This window comes from Paenibacillus sp. Soil787, assembly GCF_001429545.1.
In the GTDB taxonomy this organism is placed as follows: domain Bacteria; phylum Bacillota; class Bacilli; order Paenibacillales; family NBRC-103111; genus Paenibacillus_E.
In genome coordinates this window covers 68014-87918 of the sequence record NZ_LMSP01000009.1, presented here as the reverse complement: position 1 = coordinate 87918, position 19905 = coordinate 68014, and the positions used below count along the sequence as shown (strand labels likewise).

Sequence of the window (19905 nt, the reverse complement as noted above, 5' to 3'; positions counted from 1 at the left end):
ATAAGAAAAGAAGAGCCGAGGACTGAGTAGTCCGTCGGCTAGAACGTGTTATTCACCCGCAGGGTGATTTTGTTCACAGATAAGAATTTATATGTTTTGGGTTTGGGTTAAGCGAAGCTTACCCTTTATTTACCACAGAAGGTATAAGTTCTCGGTATCCCCAATAGGGATCTTTGGTCGTAGGCCAAAGTCTCKCCTTATTAATTTGGGTTGGAGCGAACTTTAACGAGAAGAACTCAGAAGTGATTACGGTTGTGATAAGCCTGCAATTATACATGCTTTTTTTCTTCGATTATCTCCAATTCGTAAATTCCTGCAATTGTGCNACGAGAAGAACTCAGAAGTGATTACGGTTGTGATAAGCCTGCAATTATACATGCTTTTTTTCTTCGATTATCTCCAATTCGTAAATTCCTGCAATTGTGCAGGCTTTTTCGGTCTTTTTTTAATTTCAGGATGGTAGAGTTGAAAATTCCTGCATATTTGCAGGCTTTTCCTCTATTCAAACGATTTTTAGCAAAATACCTGCACTTTCGCAGTTATTTTGGCTCTTGAATAATAGTTCTCCTCGACATGCCGCGTTGCGGCACCACTGATGAATGAAAATTTTTAATAGCAAAATACCTGCACTTTCGCAGTTATTTTGGCTCTTGAATAATAGTTCTCCTCGACATGCCGCGTTGCGGCACCACTGATGAATGAAAATTTTTAGTTTTCAGGGCAGAAAGTATAAATTTTTATTACACTTCGCGTCATCAGTCTTGACAAACGTGCTCGCCCCAAAAGGACGACGGAGTCGTTTATCCTTCTTGTCAACAATTCACATTCGCAAAGGCTATTTGCCGATTCATTCATCTATCTTTCTCTACATTAAGGTGTCTTTCATCGGGATCAATTGTCAATGCTCGCTGAGGTTGCTGGATCAATGAATCCCTATTTGCGGTTAACGAAGAAAGACCCGAGAGAGGACGCTTTTTTCAAAGTGTCCGTCTTTCGGGTCGCAGTTCATTGTGAGAATAACAGCTTTCTTTCGCATTATTTTAACAAGTAAATGAGTCAATATTGCGCAAATCGATACCGAAATACATCCAAGAGAACCCAGTCCAACGGAAGCCTGCAATTGAATGGCGTCCGACAAAAGTAGGGAAATACCAGAACTGTTGGCCGTTGCTGAGCCAGACATAAGTGAAATTAAACAAGCAGCGGGAGATAGCTCCCGGGTCTACGGCATAAGCGGAGACACCTTCCGCTTTAAACGGTTTCTGCGGTGTATAAGCTGGAGGTGCGGAAGTGGGGGCTTGCCCTTCTCCCTGCGGTTGCCCAGGGAATCCAGGTTGCCCGGGGAATCCAGGTTGTCCAGGGGATCCAGGTTGCCCAGGGGATCCAGGTTGCCCAGGAAAGCCAGGCTGCCCAGGAAAGCCAGGTTGCCCGGGGAATCCAGGCTGCCCCTGAAATCCGGGTTGCCCAGGGAATCCAGATTGCCCCGGGAATCCAGGTTGCCCAGGGAAGCCCGATTGTCCAGGAAAACCAGACTGCCCGGGAAATCCAGGAGACATGCCAGATCCAGGGAATCCCGATTGCCCAGGGAAACCCGGAAGTCCGAACATGCCGCCTAAGCCGCCCAAGCCGCGCGGATCGTAAGTAGGCGCCCAACCATAAGCTTGGGGTGCTGCATAACCGTACGGATAAGGAAAAGCTTGCGGATATGAAGCAGGATAGAACTGTTCCGAAGTTTCAGGCTGTACGGATTCAGTTTCGAATTCACGAAGTTCATCTTGTTTGTTGTCTGAAGCCATTGCGTAATTTCCTCCTTAGGTAAAAGCGGATTAGTCGATACTTACTATATGCAGCAGAGTAGACGGATGTCACGATGTGGAATTGACGTCAATTGAACACAATGAGCAGATCAATAGTCCTACTTTTGGTGATTTTGAGGAATGACATAGGTGGTTTATCCTACATTTTCCAGTGAAATACGGGATTCTAATCCCATAGATTGTACTAATTTTGTCGTATATAATTGAAAGAGGTTATATTTTGGAATAATTGGAGCGAGCTTTATTGAGAGAACTATTGGGTAAGATGTTGAAATACGATGTGACTACAAGCCATGGACTTGTGTTAGTACCAAGTCAATCGGTTCTCAATCAAGAGCATTTGGATTTGTTTCGGCAGCATCGCATTGACTTTATGGGTATCGTTACGACAACCATGCATGAGCATAAGCTTGATTCTGTTTCCCCTCCAGATTCTTCCGAACTCCTTGTCCAAAAAGCTTCTCAATATGCCAAGGACTTATTCGAGCGAATTCAATCTCAGAAGAAGATTCCGCTGCTGGAAATCAAGAATGAGTTGATTCCTATCGTTCTGCAGGCTGCTGAGAACCCCGATTTATTTCAATTGTTTGAAGCTGTCAAAGCGAAAGATGAGTACATGCATCAGCATAATATTGGTGTAGGCATACTCTCAACGCGGATTGGCAAATGGTTAAATTTAGCTGATAATGAAGTGGCGTTATTATCGTTAGCAGCTACGATGCATGATGTTGGTAAGATCAAGATTTCACAAGAGATTCTAATGAAGCCGGGGAAATTAACCACGGAAGAGTACGATGAAATAAAGCGACACACGATTTTAGGCTATAACATGCTTAAGGAAACGGTTGGGATTAACTACAGAGTGGCTCTAGTTGCCTTACAGCATCATGAACGGGCAGATGGCACTGGATACCCCTTGCAATTAAAGGATAGTCACTTGGATCGAATGAGCCGAATTGTTGCGGTTGCCGATGTCTTTCACGCGATGTCCTCGAAGAGGCCGTATCATGAAATGATGCCTTTTTACGAGGTTGTAAGCCGGATGAGGAAAGGGTTTTTCGGAGAATTGGATCCCCACATTGTGTCAGTATTTCTTACTAATATGATTAATAATTTGATCGGCAGAACAGTAAGGCTAACCGATGGCCGCTCTGGAGAGGTCGTTTATATTAATCCTACGGATGATACGAATCCGCTTGTTAAGATAGAGGAGTCATTTCTAGATCTAAGTCGAGAAAGACATATCCATATAAAGGAAGTTGTTATATGAATCATGATACTATTGCAGATAACCAAGTTCTGTCCCAATTTTTTACGAATTATGGTTTAACGCAGCGTGAATCAGAAATTCTCGCATTAATCGCTACTTATGGGTATACAAATAAGGAAATTGCTGAGAGCTGCTGTATCAGTGAGAAAACGGTGAAGATTCATCTTGCCAATATTATGAGCAAAATTGGCATAGGATCGATGCGCAGGCTGCTCGCATTACTTTTGCAGCAAGCTCTCTTAGTCTCGAAGTTCACAAGTGAACCTACCGTAATTACTTCGATTAGAATGAGTTAAACAAAATAAGATTGCCTGCTATCCCGCCTTTCTGGCCAGGTAGTTGGCAATCTTTTTCATATAACATTGGATGCAGAAATGATTATTACGAGAGATTTTTTTTGTTTGAAATCAAGGATATGCTACCCTAGAAACAGAATGTAACATATAATAAAATGACTAGCCAATTAGCTCCAAAATGTAACTAGGGGGTAAATATGTTTCGAACCAAGTATAGTCTTGCCTCACGATTTTTCGGTTTAGTTAAACCTCATTTGCCCTTCGTGATGGTTATCTTCTTAACTGGGCTTCTGCAAGCTGGAGTCTCTCTAATCGCACCCTGGATTACGAAAATTATGATTGATCATATTTTGATTGGAAAAGAAGGAACCTGGACGCTAGGGAAGATTATCTCGTTACTCACGCTAACTATGTGTATGGGCATCGTATTGCAATTTGCAAGGAATTGGATGGAGACCAAATTATTCATTCAATTAACTAACGAACTTCGGTTGAAACTATATGCACATATTCTAAAGCTTTCCCCTCGTTTTTTTGATTCACGTCAAGCAGGGAGTATTATATCTCGTGTCATCCAAGATGTGAATGGTGCTCAAAACTTGGTCAGTGCAGGGGTATTGGGCCTTCTAATTGACCTTCTTTTTGTGATCTTTGCGGGTTGTATGGTAGTGCTTCTTCATTGGAAATTAGCGCTATTTTGTCTCATTCTACTTCCTTTGTACGCCATTTCGCACAAGAAGTTTAACAGTAAACTTCGACGTTCATGGAAGGAAGTACATCAAGAGTCTGAGAATATGTCTGGCGATCTGGTCGAACGGGTTTCTGGAGTAAGGGTTGTGCAATCTTTTCAAAGGGAACAATTTGAGCTGGAACGCCTTCGTAATCAATCCCAGACCTACACATCTAAGTTAAGATATACGTACTTATTGAGTAATGTATTTGGTAGAATCACACAATCATTAACCGAAATAGGTAAGATTATCATTTGGATTGCGGGTGCTTCTTTTGTATTAAATGGAGACTTATCAGTAGGAGGCTTAATCGCTTTTCAGGCCTATTTAGCGCTAGCTTACGGACCTATTAACCGTTTCGCTGCGACAAATGTTATGATACAAAATTCATTTTCAAATCTGGAACGAATCTTTGAAGTATTAGACATTGAACCTGAAATCAAGAACGCAGATCATGCAATTCCTCTAGACCAATGTAGAGGGGAAGTTCGCTTTGAGCATGTTGGCTTCTTTTACAAAGAAGAACGCGGAGAGCAAGAATTCGCATTACAAAATATTAATTTTACAGCTTATCCCGGACAAATGGTTGCTCTAGTTGGTCCTAGCGGAGCAGGGAAATCGACACTCATTCAACTTATTTCTAGGTTCTATGATCCGGAAGCCGGAACTGTTCGTTTAGATGGGATAGACTTGAAGGAATATGAATTACATAGTTTGAGAAATCAAGTGGCGGCTGTTTTTCAAGACCATATTCTTTTCTCGGGGACGATTTATGAAAATATCAGCTACGGTAATCCCGAAGCTACTAGAGATGAAGTTATTGAGGCTGCAAAAGCGGCAAATGTACATACATTTGTTATGGAATGGGAAGATCAGTACAGTACCATAATTGGAGAAAGAGGAACTAGACTTTCCGGGGGTCAGAAGCAGAGGATTGCCATCGCTAGAGCATTTCTGAAAAATCCGCGTATTCTCATCTTGGATGAAGCTACCTCCGCTCTCGATGCTGAATCAGAAGCGTTGGTTACTGAAGCGCTGGATAAACTGATGCAGGGCAGAACAACCTTCGTCATTGCTCACCGGTTGTCAACGATAGTAAGGGCTGAACAAATCCTTGTCATGAACCAAGGGGAAATCGTGGAGCAGGGAACTCATCATACTTTGTGGGGGAATCGAGGGTTGTACTGGGAATTGTATGAGAAGCAGTGGAAGGCAATGCGCCCTCAAGAACAAATAGAAAGCGGACAGTTGTAGTATTCACTGCCGCTTTCAGGAATTCCTGACGTTTAAATATTTGCGAAGCAGACGTGAAATCAGAGGAATATGGATAACTAAGCTTCCCCATATTTTATAAGTCCAATCGTGCTCATGCAGCAGGATATTCTTTTTCTGAATCTTTTTTAGTTTTCCAAGAATGTGGTTCTCCGGAATAGGGCGGTCAAAAGAAAGATTAGAATCACCTTTGCAGTAATAAAAATTAGAAGGATCCTTATAGTAAAAGCGATGGCCAATAAGTCTGCCCTTATCATCTCGAAATAGTAAAATATCCCCTCTCTTAATCTCAGAAGGGGATACTTTGGTGAACACACTATCATTTCCCTCTTTAATCAATGGGTACATGCTGTTCCCCGCGGATGTGATATGGATTTCTTGCTCTCTAGCGAATACTTTATGTAGAAGGTCAAATGTAGATCTATCGTACTGACCCATGTTCCACCAATCCCATTTGGCTCAGCTCATTCAAGAAAGAGACCACGTCACTTTCTACATCAGCACCGTTAATGTCATACTCATCTTGTATGGCAGTTATGATTTGTTGCAAAGTGAGACCTTGCTGCAGCAATCCCCACAGTTTGCCCCCCATTTCATTTAACTTTGTGACGGTGAGTTGGTTGCTATCAAGAATTAAGAACTCACCGTCGACCTCCATCATATCCAGATTCGCAGAACATCTATACGTATTGTTCATGAGTGTGCTCATGGATGACCTCCCAAAACAAGTTGTTTTTTTGAAAATAAAGCTCATAGAAAGTCACGTTATTAACCAGTTTACGACACATGGCTACTACCTTTGCTGTTTCCTCTGGGAGGAAGGCCCAGTAGAAAATGGTGTTCATTAGGAAGATCATGGCTTCTGCTTTTTGAACAGGATGACGCTTAATCTGCTGCGATTGCCGTAAAATGTGATACCCCTTCAGTTCATAGGATTCATTCATCTGCTCCCTTTCCCAAAAAGAGTCACTGCGAAATGGGGAGTTATATATTCTGACACTGTTATCCGTTACTTTGACTAAAGCTGCTTCATCGGAGAGAACCATTCTTGGGGATGACAATAGGGCCGCGGTGGATTTACCAGCTCCTGATTGTCCGGCAAACAAATAGGCATGACCTTCACTCATGATGCACGACGAGTGTGTCATAAGTCCCCACCCGTGATGGGCAATAAATCCACTATATAGGAGCAGAAGGGCATGATTTAAAGCGAAATCATCATAGGCCGAGATGTAAGCATGTGTAAAATCACGAAAGACTTGAATGCGATAGTCGTTGCGAAGGTAAGTAATCAGTTCAGGGGTAGTAGAAATATTGACATCGAATGATTCAAATGGGGTGCCATAACCATCTTCAATAAGAATCGTGAGATCTGAGGACCCTAGTTGAGAGCAATCCATAATTTCAGTTGCATGAAACTTGGCTACCAGCCAATCTTTTAAGAAAGCTGAGGCAACGTTTATTTCAAGTTGATGCTCCGCAATTTGAATAATAAGTTTATGCATAATTGATCCTTTCTTAAGGTAATCAGAGATAGGACTTGTTTGGAAAGAGACAAGTCCTATCTCCGTTTAAGCCTTACTTACTTGCAGTGCGGGTTTTTATCTCCAGCAGGTCCATCACATACATGGGAAGGGACAGTTTCGAATTTGATCAATTGATGGCTTATAACTTGCGGAACCGAATAGTTTTTTTTATTCAAATTTCTCACCTCCTATAGGGACACTTCTATGTATAGAGATCTTCCCAAGATAACTTTATGATACGGTTCGTATCATGTCAATAGCATGTATTTACTATTTTCAAAACATCTGGAAAATCATGAAGAACTCCTTTCGTATAATAAATTACTTTACGATACAAAATGTATCTAGTCAAGAGGAATTGCAAATGAACATAAATTTAAAATGGTATTGTTTTTGTGTATATCCAATGATACAATACGTATCGGGAAAATGGAAAGATTAAGGAAGTGACCTTATGAGACGTTGGGTAGTTTACACTGCAAGTTCACTTCTTGTTGGATTCGTGGGTATTGGGGGATTTCTATATTGGAAATATGAGCCTAATCACCATTTTCAACAATTAGAAGTGCCTGTTTTAAGTAAGCCGGCAGTGTCTACGAATGTACCAACACCACCAGCGGAACAACCTAAGACTATTAAAGCATTTAATGTTTTAGTTCTTGGAACTGATGCTAGAGGGGACGAAAATTCAAGATCAGATGTGATTATGGTGTTACATATCCTTCCATCCGAGCGTAAAGTTAACATCGTCTCCATACCTAGAGACAGCCGTGTCAAGATTGATGGTGTTGGCTATACAAAAATAAACCATGCACACATACTTGGCGAGATGAAGGGAGGGAATGAAGAGGGGACCCAGGTTGCCCTTCAAACCGTTAGTAATTTCTTAGATGTACCCATTAATTATTACATAAAAACAAACTTTAAAGGTTTTGAGGATTTCATAGATACCATTGGCGGTGTGAATGTTGAGGTTAAAAACGATATTTACCTATTCCATTCTAAAACTACGTTAGCCAAAGGGATGCAGCATATCGATGGTAAACTGGCATTAAGCTTAGCAAGAGAACGGTATGCTTTCCCTGATGGTGATTTTGGTCGACAAAGCGAGCAATCGCAAATATTAAAAAATGTGGCTCAAGAAATATTGAAGCCAGAGCATATTGGTGAAATTGCAAATTTGTTAACAAAGGTTAAGAAAGATATCATCGATACCAATTTCCAAGACAACGATATCATTAGTTTAGCTTGGTTATTTAAGGGGATGACTTCAGAGGATTTTACGACCAAACAAATTCCGGGCCATAGCGGTTATGACATGGATCCATTGGTACAATTACGTTTATACTACTGGATTCCCGATTTGGATAAAGTTAAGGAGATTAGTGGGAGTTTACTGAAGGATTAACACGGAATAACTGAGGAAGTAGACCATTCACGATGTCTATGATACAAAATGTATCACATAAAACGAATACTATGATGAAAAGGAGCGTCGTTACATGCAAATCGTACAACCCATTAGAGATAAAGAAAAGATTGAGCAAATGCAAGAAATTTTGATTAGACAGTCATTTAGAGATTGGCTTTTATTTACAATTGGCATTAATTCAGGGCTGCATTTAAGTGATTTACTTACATTACGAGTACAAGATTTGAAGGGAAAGAATAAAGTTACGCTTAAGGAAGAGAAGACTGGAAAAGAAAAGACGTTTATGATCCAACAGCCTTTGGGAGAAGCCATCTTAGAGTATGTGAAATATATGAATGATGACGCGTATGTGTTCCCTTCTCAACGAACAGGAAAGCCAATTAAGCGTATTCGTGTTTATCGCATTCTGAATGAAGCTGCCAAACAAATAGGTCTCAATGATATTGGAACCCACACGCTAAGAAAGACGTATGGGTATCATTACTACCTAAAGACAAAAAATATTTCTGTACTTCGTGATTTGTTTAACCATTCTGCCCCCTCTGTTACTCTAAGATATATTGGAGTTAACTCGGAAGTTACGCAAAAAACAAGCATTAGTGGTTAAGAAGTTCCGGCTATCAAATTTGGGCGCGCTTTCAATTATATGTTTTCGTAAAGATGAGGGATTGCAAACATAATCTAAGATATACCGACATAACTTTGAAAACAAAAGATGTTATTTTCAAGAGACGAACAATAATTGTTGATGCTCTATCGGATATGTGCGATTTGAAAAATGCTCTTGACATGATACAAGATGTATCATAAATTAAATACATAAACAAACGAGAGCCATGTCAGAAAAAATCACATGATCAGGAAGAGGTTCCTTTATGCAGAAACATAAGCCAGTATCACTCGACATTAAGGATGTTTTACGACAGATGGGGTTGGATATAAACCAATTTATGTTGTGGAGCGAAAGCGAATCTAAGAAGGGATCCCTTCCTAATCAAGTGAACGTTCGGCTCTAACAAAAGCAATAAATCGTCGGGCTTCTTCGGAAGATAGTTTCTTCCCATCCACTGTTAATGAAAATTTCTCCAAAAGTTTCTCGTCAGAAAGTTCCAGATTGTCAACGAATTCCCTAATCTCTTGATCGAGAATACTATCAGGTTCATTCGTTCTTCCAAGCAAATAGTCTATGGATACGCGAAAAAATGAAGCAATTTTATTGATGGTATTGTAATCCGGCTCTCTACGAGAGGTCTCATAGTGTGATAGCGCGGCTCTTGAAATGCCCAGCTTGTTAGCTAGATCTTCCTGGGTGAGTGCATGCTTATCACGCAGAAGGGCAATTCTGTCCCCGTATTTAGTCATTATCATTTTCCCCACATTTCAATTAAGAATATTAAACATTATAACCATGTTGTTAGATCTATTATACCAGTGTTCTACTCGATAAGAAAACGAAAATTGTTGTCATCTATGCCATTCGATACAAAATGTAACTCAGAAGGGGTTGGGAAAGAGATGGCAACCGGCTTTGCAGATGGCTGCTTTACGGAGAATAAGTTGAAATTTCCATGCTACGGTTTTATGAACATCATACAGATCGACCATCGTAAGATAGTATCAAAGCAAACACCTTTTAAAGTGATTGAAGTTAGCCCCTGGCAGATGGGTTTTACTTCTTATTTAAGCCTGCCTATTAATGAAAATGTGATTTGGAAATTTCAATTTAGGTTTCAAAATGAAGAATTGTCAGTATCCGGTGTGATTAGAGAACAACGAACTCTGGAGAATGGGTACGCATATATCGTAGAGTGGCTGGAGGAAGACATATTTGCAGGAGTAATCGTACAACAAACGATACGTTCTCGGGAAAACAGAATTGCCTTAGCATTTGAGAAAGCTGTTCGTGGCTATGTAAACTCAGTGATGAACACAGCTGCTGCGAAAAGATTTGATGTATCATGCTGATCGATACGCATTGTCACATTCTACCGGGATTAGATGATGGAGCAGGAAGTCTGGAAGAAGCAGTTGAAATGGCAATTCACGCGGCAAACGAAGGGATCCATACAATTGTAGCTACACCTCATCATGGTGATGGAAGACATGATAATGATGCATCTGCAGTCGGTCTTGCCGTACAGGAGCTTAACCTCGAGCTCGAGACTAGGAATATTCCTGTTCAAATTCTTCCGGGCCAAGAGGTCAGAGTTTACAAGGGACTTCTTGACGATTTGGAAGCTGGAACCATTCGAACATTGAACGATACGCAATATCTATTGTTGGAGATGCCATCTTATGGCGTCCCGGATTATGTAGAGGATTTGTTGTATGAATTGCACATCCAAGGTCTAACCGTCATGATTGCACATCCTGAAAGAAATATAGATTTTATTAAGGATCCTCGCCGTCTCCAACAGCTTGTTGGGCAAGGATGTCTATGCCAGATCACATCTCAATCGATCATGGGTTTGTTTGGGCGCAAGATCCAAAGGTTTGCCATTCAATTATGCAAGAAAAATTTAACTCATACGATCGCCTCGGATGCTCATAATATGGCAAACAGGAAAAGTGATTTATCTGTGGCTTTTTCTTATTTGGAAAAGCATATTAGCTATAAAGCCGTTGAGAATTATATTCTGAATGCTTCACGTATCGTACACAATGAATCTATAATGACGGAATCATATCAATATAAAAAAAAGATATGGTCATTTATATGAATATATAAAAAACATTGACAAGATACATTTTGTATCATAAAGTGAGGGTATCAAGATACAAAACGTATAGGGTGATGGAGAACAATATGGAATCCCAATCGGTAAGTAACGGATTAGTGTTAGATTTCATGAAAACACTATATAACGAAGAAGCTAATTTTGAATTTTCAGAGGCAGAGTATGAACAGATAGGTAGTGATCTCGACGAGTATTCTTTAGCCGGGATGGCCTACTATATGTTGCGGGATTCTGATCGGTGGCTAACTCTTCCAGCGCAGCTGCGAAGTAAGTTGGGAAGTGAATTCGAGTACCTAGTCCAGCAAAACTTTGTCATAAAAGTAGAAACAGAGCGAATATTAAACATTTTCGAGAAGGAAGGTATTGAAGTAATTCCTCTCAAAGGTATACCTTATTCGGAACGATTTTACGGTCACTTTGCAGTTAGAGGTACGGGCGATATCGATCTTCTCATTCGTCAATCAAGCCTTCCTCACGCAGTTAGAGTCCTTGAAGAATTAGGGTATCACTTTATTGAGAAAGATAATCGTGGCTACCATGAGGTTTATTATAGAGTTGTTTCGGACGGTTCTATTCCTCTGTTAGTTGAATTGCATTGGAGTATAGATAATCCACGACTTTCAGAAATTAGGGTGGAAGACTTTTGGGACTCGGCTTTGCCAATAAAGAACTTCCAATACATCAAACAATTTAATGACCTTCATACACTCTATTTTATTTGTCTTCACTCCATGAAGCATTTTATGTTATCACCGCGTTACATCATCGATATTGCGCATCTGTTACATAAATCAGGAGAAGATTTCAATATTCAACAATTGTTAGCATTATCTCGAAAGCATCATACATCAAAAAGAATAAACGCAGCTTTATCCATTGTCTATGATATATTTCCTGATTTATTTAGATCCTTGAAGTTCAACCGCAGGCCTTATAAGATAAAACCCTATTATGATGTCGGTACATCGAATGAAAAGCCGTATAAGCTGTTTCTCTACCGTCATATGTTTTCTATGCAAGTTTATGAAAATTGGAAACAAAGATTTACATATATAATTGAATTTTTTATTCCTCCTGTATCGCGGATTACCCACTTATTAGCTGGATATAAGGTGAAATCGCTTTGGAGTGCCTATCTGAACTATTACCAGCAAAGATGGAAAAATAGAATAGTTTTAAAGCGAAAATAAGTAAGCATTGACAGGATACAAAATGTATCTTAAAGTAGGTTGTATCTGATGATACAATTCGTATCAGATTGTTGAGAAAATGTCGAATAATGCTAATAAGGAGAGGGGACATAGAATTCAATACACTTTCATCATAGCTGGTGATACATTTTGTAACATTAATAATTCAACTATTGGAGGTCACAAATGGAAATTGAATTTAAACAATATTTCAAGATTATTCAAAAAAGGTTATGGCTAATTGCAATCGTTGTACTTCTGTCAAGTATCGCAACTGGTATTATGAGCTATTATTTTATTTCACCAATTTATGCGGCAAATACTAAAATTGTTGTAAATAAATCGAGTGAATATCAAGGGAAGGAGTTCTTAGATTATGATTCTGTTCGAACAAACTCCCTGTTAGTAAATACCTATAAGGAAATTATAAAAACACCTGCAATTTTGGATAAAGTTGTCGAGAAATATCCTGACCTTGGACTTACAGTTACTAATCTTGCGGGCATGATTAGCGTTAGCTCTACGAATGATACACAGGTAATGACAATATCTATCACGAGTGGATCGTATGAAGAAGCTGCAAAAACAGTTAATGCAGTGTCCGAAGTATTTAAGAATGTCATTCCATCCATTATGAAAGTAGACAACGTAGTAATCTTAAATGAAGCGAAGCCCGAAGATAACTTGGGTCCAGTGGCCCCTAACAAAAAACTAAACATAATCATCGCATTCATCGTTTCACTGATGATCTCCATTGGCATTGTACTCCTTCTTGAATATTTAGACGATTCCATCAAGACGGATAGAGATATCGAAGAATACCTGGGATTACCGACACTTACCATTATCTCTAGGGTGAGAACAGAAGATTTGAGGGATAAAGCACCATCTAAACCACAAAGAACGGTAGGGGATAAGGTATATGCCAGTGCCAACCAATAAACATCAACTAATTACAGAAATTAACCCACGATCTCATATCTCGGAAGCATATAGAACGTTAAGAACAAACATTCAGTTTTCATCCATTGATCAAGTTATTAAAACGATTCTTGTTACATCCGCTCAGCCAGCTGAAGGCAAATCAACAACTGTAGCTAATTTAGCAGTTGCTTATGCACAAGAAGGTAAGAAAGTACTTGTCATCGATGCTGATTTAAGGAAGCCAACTATGCACCACTATTTCGGTAAGTCTAATCGCAAAGGGCTAACGAATACATTAGCCAGTCAAAACGATGTGGATGATGTCATGTTTGACACCACGGTTGATAATTTGTTCCTCATCCCTTCAGGTCCCATTCCACCGAATCCATCTGAATTGCTAACGTCCCAGAAAATGACAGCATTTTTAGAGGATATGGCAGCAAGATTCGATGTTATTGTTGTTGATTCTCCACCAACATTAGCTGTTACAGACTCACAAATTTTAGCGGCAAAATGCGATGGTGTTGTATTGGTCATTAATGAAGGAAAAGTAAAACGAGATGTGGCCAAGAAAGCTATAGATAACTTGAAGCGGGTTCAGGCCAAGATTCTTGGAGTGGTACTGAATAATAAGCGTCACAGCAAAGGTGATTCCACTTACTACTATTATTACGGTCATAAAGAATAAACGGACTTAATGAAATTAGTTGTGGGTAATGTCTACTACACCCTTATCATTGTAGACACTCGATCATGCTGTGGGCTATTAAGCCTTAGACGTTTAGCGTCGGTGGTGTGGAGTGAGGGTGGGTTAAATGCCCCATAATAAATTTTAAAATTACGAGGCGTGTTGTTTTATTATAGTAAAACAACATGCCTGGTTTTTTTAAGGCAACTTAGAGAAAAATGAATAAATTAGAGAAAATAGGAGGACTTTCGATGGAGAGAAAAGTAAGAAAAGCAATCATTCCAGCAGCAGGTTTAGGAACCCGATTTCTACCAGCAACCAAAGCAATGCCAAAAGAAATGCTTCCTATTGTGGATAAACCTACCATTCAATACATCGTTGAAGAAGCTATTGAATCTGGCATTGAGGACATTATCATTGTAACTGGCAAAGGGAAGCGGGCTATTGAAGATCATTTCGATAATGCTTTTGAACTAGAGTATAACTTAAAAGAAAATGGCAAGCTTGAACTTTTGGAAGAAATTTTACGGCCAGCCAAAGTAGATATTCATTACATAAGGCAAAAAGAAGCAAAAGGATTAGGGCACGCAGTATGGTGCGCTCGTAAATTCATTGGCGATGAGCCATTTGCTGTCTTATTAGGAGATGATATCGTAACAGCAGAAATACCTTGTCTAAGGCAGCTAATGAATCAATTTGAGCTAACACAGTCTTCGGTAATTGGTGTACAACCAGTTTCCGACCAAGAGACGAAGCGTTATGGAATTATTGATCCGATTAGTAGAAATGGGAACCTGTACAAGGTGCAGAATTTCGTAGAGAAGCCAGCTCAAGGAACAGCACCATCAAACCTCGCTATTATGGGAAGGTACATCTTAACTCCAGAAATTTTCGAGTTTTTAGAACTTCAAGAACGTGGAGCGGGTGGGGAAATTCAACTAACAGATGCCATCTGTAAACTTAATGAAGTGCAAGATGTGTATGCTTATCATTTTAATGGAATTCGATATGATGTTGGAGAAAAATTAGGTTTCATTCTTACTTCACTTGATTTTGCACTCCGAAACAACGAGCTTAGAGTGCCGTTACTTCAAGCATTAGATGAAGTTCTTAAACGTGAAATATCGCCCCGAGCAATTAGTTAGGAGGTAATACTATGCCTAAATTATCCAATGATGTACAGATTCTTGATACTAACCAATATTATGCATATAAGACTAAAATTCACTACAGTATCGTAAAACGTTTGCTGGATGTTATGGGAGCAAGTATTGGTCTACTTTTTTGTGTTCCGGTTTTTCTGGTAATAGCTATACTCATAAAGCTTGAGGACCCGAAAGGGTCCGTATTTTTTTACCAGCAGCGCGTAGGTAAACATGAAAAACTATTTAAGATGTATAAGTTTAGATCGATGGTTTCAAATGCAGAAGAGCTTCTAGAAAGTCTTTTGGAGAAAAACGAAATTGAGGGTCATATGTTTAAAATGAAAGAAGATCCCCGAATTACGAATGTTGGAAAATATATTAGGAAAACAAGTATCGACGAACTTCCACAACTATGGAATGTTCTCAAAGGTGAGATGAGCTTAGTTGGTCCAAGGCCACCTCTTGTTCGAGAAGTTGAGGAGTATAATACCTATCATAAACAACGTTTGCAAGTGACTCCGGGTTGCACGGGTTTGTGGCAGGTAAGTGGTAGAAATAATGTTGGGTTTGAAGAAATGGTGGAGTTAGATTTGGTTTATATACAAGAACGATCAGTAATATATGATTTTAAAATAATATTTAGAACGATATTTGTTTTATTTGGCTCAAAAGGTGCTTTTTAGATTGGTATCTCACTTAGTTATTCATTAACTTATAATAAATTAGTGGGGTTCGATTAGTTCTATTTTTATTTCGGCCAAAACTCTTTACCTAATATTTTATTTTTTGCATTTTTCTTCTTAGTCTAAAAAATAAAAAAGGATAGGTGCTATTCTTGTATGAAAATAATAATTACTAATGCTTACTGTTATTTAAATAAGGGAGATGCTGGCATAATAAGAGCGATGGTACAAGAATTCAGAAAAAGATATCCAAATGCGGAAATTAAAGTTGTATCACTTTTTAAAGATTTAGATATCGGTAAGTACGGTGACTGTGAAGTTATTGATTGCATAATTAAACCGTATACGGGGAAAAACAGATTACTAAAAACGATTAGAAATGTTCTGCTTTTATTTTGGATTTGGTTACTTAATTTCCTAAGCATACCTTTTAATAATACTGTTCGAGAAATTAAAAAGGCAGATATCATCGTAAGTTGCGGTGGTGGCTATTTCAAAGCGAGAAATTTAGCGCAGTTTTTAGGTGATTTTATGTACCATTACATACAATTTGTTACTGCAATTCAGTATAAAAAGAAGTTTATTGTTTATGCACAAACGGTTGGTGAATTTGGTAGTAACTCATTCGTGCAAAATAGGATTAAATACCTACTTAAAAAAGCAGAATTAGTACTTCCAAGAGAACCAATTTCGTTCCAGTATTTAATGAAATTTGTTCCGAAATTAAATAATTACTTTGAAACTAGCGATGTTGCTTTCCTCTTAGAAAAGAAAGAACTAAAATCTAAAGAAATCAATGATTTACTGCAAGATAATGGTAACTTAAAAATTGGTCTTACAATGAGATTTTGGCATTTTCCAGGAAGTTCAAACAGAAAAGAACTGTTAGATCAATACAAATCTGCTGTTAAAGAATCCATACAATATCTTCTTGCCAACTATAAGGTTGACATTTTTTTAATGCCTCAATGTGTTGGGCCAGGAGAAGATAATGACTTAATTATAAGCAGAGAAATCTATCAATCGTTTAGTGGAAATAACAAAGTTCACTTGTTGGATCAAGATTTTATTCCAGAGGAATTAAAATATGTTTATTCGAGAATGGATTTATTTGTAGGAACTAGAATGCATTCAAATATTTTCTCTCTTTCAGAGGGAGTTCCATGTGTAGCAATTTCATACGATTTGAAAACAGATGGCATTATGCAGGCTGTTGGATTGCAAGACTATGTATTAGATATAAAAGGAATTGAAAGTAAGGAATTGATTTTAAAGCTAGACAAAGCACTTAATGATCTACCACGAATGAAGGATATATTACATTTAAACATTCCTCGCATTATTCAAAAAGCAAAATTAAATAATAATTTACTATATAAGATAATTGAAGGCGGTAAATCAACAACCAGTCAGAAATTACAATTAGGAGAACTGTTGGATGCATAAAAAAAGAGTGTTATTTTTAGGAGCATTTCAGGAACCCGGTGGAGAAGAGGAAGTTATCACTTATCTATATAGAAACTTGAATTCCGAGCAGTTTGAAGCTTATCTATGTGGTCCATTTCGTCCTCAGTTTTTTGAGAAGCATCAAATCGGGAGAGATCAGATTTTGGAGTTAGAGATGAAAAGCATTACAGACTTTAAATCAATGAGAAAACTGGCGAACTATATCGATACTTACCAAATTGATATTGTACATTCGCATGGTAGCAGAGGTGGGCTCTTTGGTAGAATAGCATGTTTATTTTCAAAAAGAAAAGTCAAAAGTATTTGGACCTTGCATTTATTGATCGAAGAAAATAATTACACAATATCGAAGTTAAGGAAGAAAGTGTATACAAAAATTGAATATATACTTAGTAAATATTTTACAGATTATATCATCTGTGTATCAAATGATTTAATGAATAAATATAAAGTGAATTTCAAGAGTGAAAACATTATGACCATCCATAATGGTATCGATATTGAAAAATACTTTCTGAGCAAGCAAGATAATGAAGGCCACAAGGAAACTTATACATTCGGGTTTATATCACGGTTATCTAAACAAAAAGGTTTGCCATATTTAATTAGAGCTTGGAACGAAATAGTTCTTAAATACAAAGACGATACAAATAAAAATGTTCATCTAGTTATCGCTGGAACAGGGGAAGAGGAAGGGCTTCTTAAGGAATTAATTTCTTCTCATCAACTGGATAAATATGTTACATTATTAGGTTTTCGCAACGATATTCCAAACATTCTTAGTCAAATTGATGTATTAGTACTACCCTCATTATTTGAGGGGTTTCCAATGGTTGTGTTGGAGAGTCTGTGCTCCAAAACACCGGTGATCGCTTCAAGAGTGAATGGAATACCAGAGGTAGTTAAGCATAATTTAAACGGAAGATTGGTTGAACCAAGAAACATTGATCAATTGGTTGAGAGTATGTCTTACTACATTAACGATCCCAAAATGATATTAAATCATGGATTACAAGGTCAGCAGTTGATTAAGGAAAAATTCACAAAAGAAAAGATGCTTTTGGAACATAAGGCATTATACACTAACCTTACCTCAGAGAGTGAACATGCTATATGAGCACTTTAAATAAAAATACAACAGCTTTATTTGCAATAACTATATTTCTTGCAGTTGTTGCAAAAATCTCTGGAATGATTCGAGAGGTTGTCATTGGGTACTACTACGGAGCAAGTGCGGAATTAGATTTATTTTATTACATTTATACCTTCCCTGAAGTATTAATGACAGGAATTACAGCAGCATTATCGATAGCATTGATCCCATTTCTCTCTGGTAAAGAAGATTTTAATGTGGCATCAAATAAATTGTTTTTGTCTAAAGTACTTAGTATTGGTACTTTTATTTTTGTCTTAATAACATTAATTGCAATTATATTTCATAAACCAATACTTCAATTTGCGTTAAATGACATGCCTAAAATGAATAATCAGCAAAGTGTATACATATTATGGGTATCCTGCTTTCAGTTAGTTCCAACATTTATTTGTGCTGTTTATCTCGCTGTTGGAACAAAGTTAGAAAAGTATAAATTAATTACATTGATAGGTATACCATTAAATATTACTTCGATCGTAGTTATGATGATTTTACATAATCAATTTGGTGTTTTATCAATAGGAATAGGCTTGTTATCGGGTTTATTGATACAAATGATTTACTTAATGTGGGATTTGAGGAGGCAAGGGGTTGGTTACAGCCTTAAAACAGTTTATTCGCTAAAGAATTCAAAATTATTAGAGTTCTCCTATCTATTATTACCAGTCTATTTGGGAACTATCTTACAACGATTGGGTGTATTTGTAGATCGGTTTCTTGCATCTGGGTTGCAAGAAGGAAGTATATCAGCATTATCATACGCAGATAGGGTAATTCAGATGGTTGTTATGATTATTGTTAGCTCAATTGGAATGATTATGTTCTCTAAAATCTCAGAGACAATTCATAATAAGAAACAAGAGACAATGGAATTATTAAGTAACACAATTAATTTTAGTTGCCTAACTATCATTCCAATTTCACTATTTATTATTATCTTTAGCAAAGATATTGTAACTGTACTTTTTGCAAGAGGCGAATTTGATAACATTGCACTTGAAAATACCTCTTTAGCATTATCAGGTTATAGTATAGGACTAATAGGCATTGGACTTAGATATGTATTGAATCGTGTTTATTTCGCTGAGCTTGACGTAAAAACTCCTACAATGAACACTTTATATGCTTTAATTATTAACATTGTTCTTAGCGTGGTGTTATGTAGACTTTTTGGGATTTTTGGTATTGCGTTATCCGGCTCATTAACGATGATAGCAGCAAGTGTTATGCTTGGATTTAGACTTCAGACCAAACACCGATACTTCTCCAATTTTGATTGGCTAGAATTCGCAAAAATATTAGTTTTGTCTATTGTACTATCAATAATCTGGTGGGTAACAGGTAAGATGTTAAGCAGCAGCATAAATAGTCCGCTATTTAGAATTTGCTCAGCAACTATAATTAGTATTCCTGTTTTTATTATAGTATCAAGGTTACTCAAACTTAAGGAATACGATAAACTACAACAGGTTTTTGTTGCACGAATAAGGATTAAGAAAAAACTCGCAAGCCGTTCAAATGCTTAAATTATCAATAATAATGGCTTTAAAAAAGTATCAAATAATAAGCT

The 19905-nt window shown here is 37.8% G+C and carries 20 protein-coding genes; 15 read left to right on the top strand and 5 right to left on the bottom strand.

The genetic code is table 11. From position 1 onward, the window contains the following. Positions 1-1040: 1040 nt before the first annotated feature. On the bottom strand, positions 1041-1607 hold the full coding sequence (locus ASG93_RS11175) for a collagen-like protein (protein ID WP_056831932.1): 567 nt from the start codon (positions 1605-1607) through the stop codon (positions 1041-1043). Between the two features lie 454 nt (positions 1608-2061). Here ASG93_RS11175 and ASG93_RS11170 point away from each other — a divergent pair, with 454 nt between their 5' ends. From ASG93_RS11170 to ASG93_RS11160, 3 genes are all read left to right on the top strand, one after another. After that, on the top strand, positions 2062-3087 hold the full coding sequence (locus ASG93_RS11170) for an HD-GYP domain-containing protein (RefSeq protein WP_056831868.1): 1026 nt from the start codon (positions 2062-2064) through the stop codon (positions 3085-3087). Beyond that, positions 3084-3383 carry a response regulator transcription factor gene (locus ASG93_RS11165; RefSeq protein ID WP_056831866.1) on the top strand — a complete coding sequence of 100 codons (300 nt, stop codon included), beginning with the start codon at positions 3084-3086 and terminating at the stop codon, positions 3381-3383. The genes ASG93_RS11170 and ASG93_RS11165 overlap by 4 nt, the downstream gene beginning before the upstream one ends. 197 nt (positions 3384-3580) lie before the next feature. After that, positions 3581-5368, top strand: coding sequence for an ABC transporter ATP-binding protein (locus ASG93_RS11160; RefSeq protein WP_056831864.1), 1788 nt, complete (start codon positions 3581-3583; stop codon positions 5366-5368). Between the two features lie 15 nt (positions 5369-5383). On the opposite strand, the gene ASG93_RS11155 is transcribed toward ASG93_RS11160, so the two are convergent. Genes ASG93_RS11155 through ASG93_RS11145 form a run of 3 tightly spaced genes read right to left on the bottom strand, consistent with a single transcriptional unit; the run spans position 5384 to position 6891 of the window. Further along, complete coding sequence (locus ASG93_RS11155) at positions 5384-5824, bottom strand: signal peptidase I (protein ID WP_056831861.1); 441 nt, start codon at positions 5822-5824, stop codon at positions 5384-5386. Next, positions 5808-6095, bottom strand: coding sequence for a PqqD family protein (locus ASG93_RS11150; RefSeq protein ID WP_056831859.1), 288 nt, complete (start codon positions 6093-6095; stop codon positions 5808-5810). Before ASG93_RS11150 ends, ASG93_RS11155 begins: the two co-directional genes overlap by 17 nt. Beyond that, positions 6067-6891: a hypothetical protein gene (locus ASG93_RS11145; RefSeq protein ID WP_056831858.1), complete on the bottom strand. Its 825-nt coding sequence runs from the start codon at positions 6889-6891 to the stop codon at positions 6067-6069. Before ASG93_RS11145 ends, ASG93_RS11150 begins: the two co-directional genes overlap by 29 nt. Before the next feature lie 475 nt (positions 6892-7366). Between ASG93_RS11145 and ASG93_RS11140 the strand changes: the two genes are divergently transcribed. Both ASG93_RS11140 and ASG93_RS11135 read left to right on the top strand, forming a co-directional pair. Further along, a complete protein-coding gene (locus ASG93_RS11140; RefSeq protein WP_056831856.1) occupies positions 7367-8320 on the top strand; it encodes an LCP family protein in 954 nt (317 codons plus the stop codon). A gap of 94 nt (positions 8321-8414) precedes the next feature. Further along, complete coding sequence (locus ASG93_RS11135; RefSeq protein WP_056831854.1) at positions 8415-8951, top strand: site-specific integrase; 537 nt, start codon at positions 8415-8417, stop codon at positions 8949-8951. A 383-nt stretch (positions 8952-9334) separates the two neighbouring features. Here ASG93_RS11135 and ASG93_RS11130 read toward each other — a convergent pair whose 3' ends face one another. Continuing rightward, on the bottom strand, positions 9335-9706 hold the full coding sequence (locus ASG93_RS11130; RefSeq protein WP_056831852.1) for a helix-turn-helix domain-containing protein: 372 nt from the start codon (positions 9704-9706) through the stop codon (positions 9335-9337). A gap of 153 nt (positions 9707-9859) precedes the next feature. On the opposite strand from ASG93_RS11130, the gene ASG93_RS11125 reads away from it, so the two are divergent. The 10 genes from ASG93_RS11125 (at position 9860) to murJ (ending at position 19861) form a co-directional block, all read left to right on the top strand. Beyond that, complete coding sequence (locus tag ASG93_RS11125; RefSeq protein ID WP_056831850.1) at positions 9860-10309, top strand: hypothetical protein; 450 nt, start codon at positions 9860-9862, stop codon at positions 10307-10309. Further along, positions 10303-11064: a tyrosine-protein phosphatase gene (locus ASG93_RS11120; protein WP_063891852.1), complete on the top strand. Its 762-nt coding sequence runs from the start codon at positions 10303-10305 to the stop codon at positions 11062-11064. The genes ASG93_RS11125 and ASG93_RS11120 overlap by 7 nt, the downstream gene beginning before the upstream one ends. An 86-nt stretch (positions 11065-11150) precedes the next feature. Further along, positions 11151-12272: a nucleotidyltransferase family protein gene (locus tag ASG93_RS11115; RefSeq protein ID WP_056831849.1), complete on the top strand. Its 1122-nt coding sequence runs from the start codon at positions 11151-11153 to the stop codon at positions 12270-12272. A gap of 186 nt (positions 12273-12458) precedes the next feature. Continuing rightward, positions 12459-13214, top strand: coding sequence for a YveK family protein (locus ASG93_RS11110; RefSeq protein ID WP_056831848.1), 756 nt, complete (start codon positions 12459-12461; stop codon positions 13212-13214). Next, positions 13195-13884: a CpsD/CapB family tyrosine-protein kinase gene (locus tag ASG93_RS11105; RefSeq protein ID WP_056831846.1), complete on the top strand. Its 690-nt coding sequence runs from the start codon at positions 13195-13197 to the stop codon at positions 13882-13884. The genes ASG93_RS11110 and ASG93_RS11105 overlap by 20 nt, the downstream gene beginning before the upstream one ends. Before the next feature lie 251 nt (positions 13885-14135). Then, on the top strand, positions 14136-15029 hold the full coding sequence (gene galU, locus ASG93_RS11100; protein WP_056831845.1) for a UTP--glucose-1-phosphate uridylyltransferase GalU: 894 nt from the start codon (positions 14136-14138) through the stop codon (positions 15027-15029). Positions 15030-15040: 11 nt separating this feature from the next. After that, on the top strand, positions 15041-15712 hold the full coding sequence (locus ASG93_RS11095; protein ID WP_056831843.1) for a sugar transferase: 672 nt from the start codon (positions 15041-15043) through the stop codon (positions 15710-15712). Positions 15713-15868: 156 nt separating this feature from the next. Further along, positions 15869-17158, top strand: coding sequence for a polysaccharide pyruvyl transferase family protein (locus tag ASG93_RS11090; protein ID WP_056831841.1), 1290 nt, complete (start codon positions 15869-15871; stop codon positions 17156-17158). Then, positions 17151-18296, top strand: a complete 1146-nt coding sequence (locus ASG93_RS11085) for a glycosyltransferase family 4 protein (RefSeq protein WP_056831839.1) — start codon at positions 17151-17153, stop codon at positions 18294-18296. Before ASG93_RS11090 ends, ASG93_RS11085 begins: the two co-directional genes overlap by 8 nt. Beyond that, positions 18293-19861 carry a murein biosynthesis integral membrane protein MurJ gene (gene murJ, locus ASG93_RS11080; RefSeq protein WP_056831837.1) on the top strand — a complete coding sequence of 523 codons (1569 nt, stop codon included), beginning with the start codon at positions 18293-18295 and terminating at the stop codon, positions 19859-19861. Before ASG93_RS11085 ends, murJ begins: the two co-directional genes overlap by 4 nt. The last annotated feature ends 44 nt before the right edge of the window (positions 19862-19905 follow it).

Coding starts and splice junctions, on each gene's coding strand:
- ASG93_RS11175 (WP_056831932.1), bottom strand. CDS start 1,607: ATGTTCGGACTTCCGGGTTTCCCTGGGCAATCGGGATTCCCTGGATCT.
- ASG93_RS11165 (WP_056831866.1), top strand. CDS start 3,084: ATGAATCATGATACTATTGCAGATAACCAAGTTCTGTCCCAATTTTTT.
- ASG93_RS11160 (WP_056831864.1), top strand. CDS start 3,581: ATGTTTCGAACCAAGTATAGTCTTGCCTCACGATTTTTCGGTTTAGTT.
- ASG93_RS11155 (WP_056831861.1), bottom strand. CDS start 5,824: ATGGGTCAGTACGATAGATCTACATTTGACCTTCTACATAAAGTATTC.
- ASG93_RS11150 (WP_056831859.1), bottom strand. CDS start 6,095: ATGAGCACACTCATGAACAATACGTATAGATGTTCTGCGAATCTGGAT.
- ASG93_RS11145 (WP_056831858.1), bottom strand. CDS start 6,891: ATGCATAAACTTATTATTCAAATTGCGGAGCATCAACTTGAAATAAAC.
- ASG93_RS11140 (WP_056831856.1), top strand. CDS start 7,367: ATGAGACGTTGGGTAGTTTACACTGCAAGTTCACTTCTTGTTGGATTC.
- ASG93_RS11135 (WP_056831854.1), top strand. CDS start 8,415: ATGCAAATCGTACAACCCATTAGAGATAAAGAAAAGATTGAGCAAATG.
- ASG93_RS11130 (WP_056831852.1), bottom strand. CDS start 9,706: ATGACTAAATACGGGGACAGAATTGCCCTTCTGCGTGATAAGCATGCA.
- ASG93_RS11125 (WP_056831850.1), top strand. CDS start 9,860: ATGGCAACCGGCTTTGCAGATGGCTGCTTTACGGAGAATAAGTTGAAA.
- ASG93_RS11120 (WP_063891852.1), top strand. CDS start 10,303: ATGCTGATCGATACGCATTGTCACATTCTACCGGGATTAGATGATGGA.
- ASG93_RS11115 (WP_056831849.1), top strand. CDS start 11,151: ATGGAATCCCAATCGGTAAGTAACGGATTAGTGTTAGATTTCATGAAA.
- ASG93_RS11110 (WP_056831848.1), top strand. CDS start 12,459: ATGGAAATTGAATTTAAACAATATTTCAAGATTATTCAAAAAAGGTTA.
- ASG93_RS11105 (WP_056831846.1), top strand. CDS start 13,195: ATGCCAGTGCCAACCAATAAACATCAACTAATTACAGAAATTAACCCA.
- galU (WP_056831845.1), top strand. CDS start 14,136: ATGGAGAGAAAAGTAAGAAAAGCAATCATTCCAGCAGCAGGTTTAGGA.
- ASG93_RS11095 (WP_056831843.1), top strand. CDS start 15,041: ATGCCTAAATTATCCAATGATGTACAGATTCTTGATACTAACCAATAT.
- ASG93_RS11090 (WP_056831841.1), top strand. CDS start 15,869: ATGAAAATAATAATTACTAATGCTTACTGTTATTTAAATAAGGGAGAT.
- ASG93_RS11085 (WP_056831839.1), top strand. CDS start 17,151: ATGCATAAAAAAAGAGTGTTATTTTTAGGAGCATTTCAGGAACCCGGT.
- murJ (WP_056831837.1), top strand. CDS start 18,293: ATGAGCACTTTAAATAAAAATACAACAGCTTTATTTGCAATAACTATA.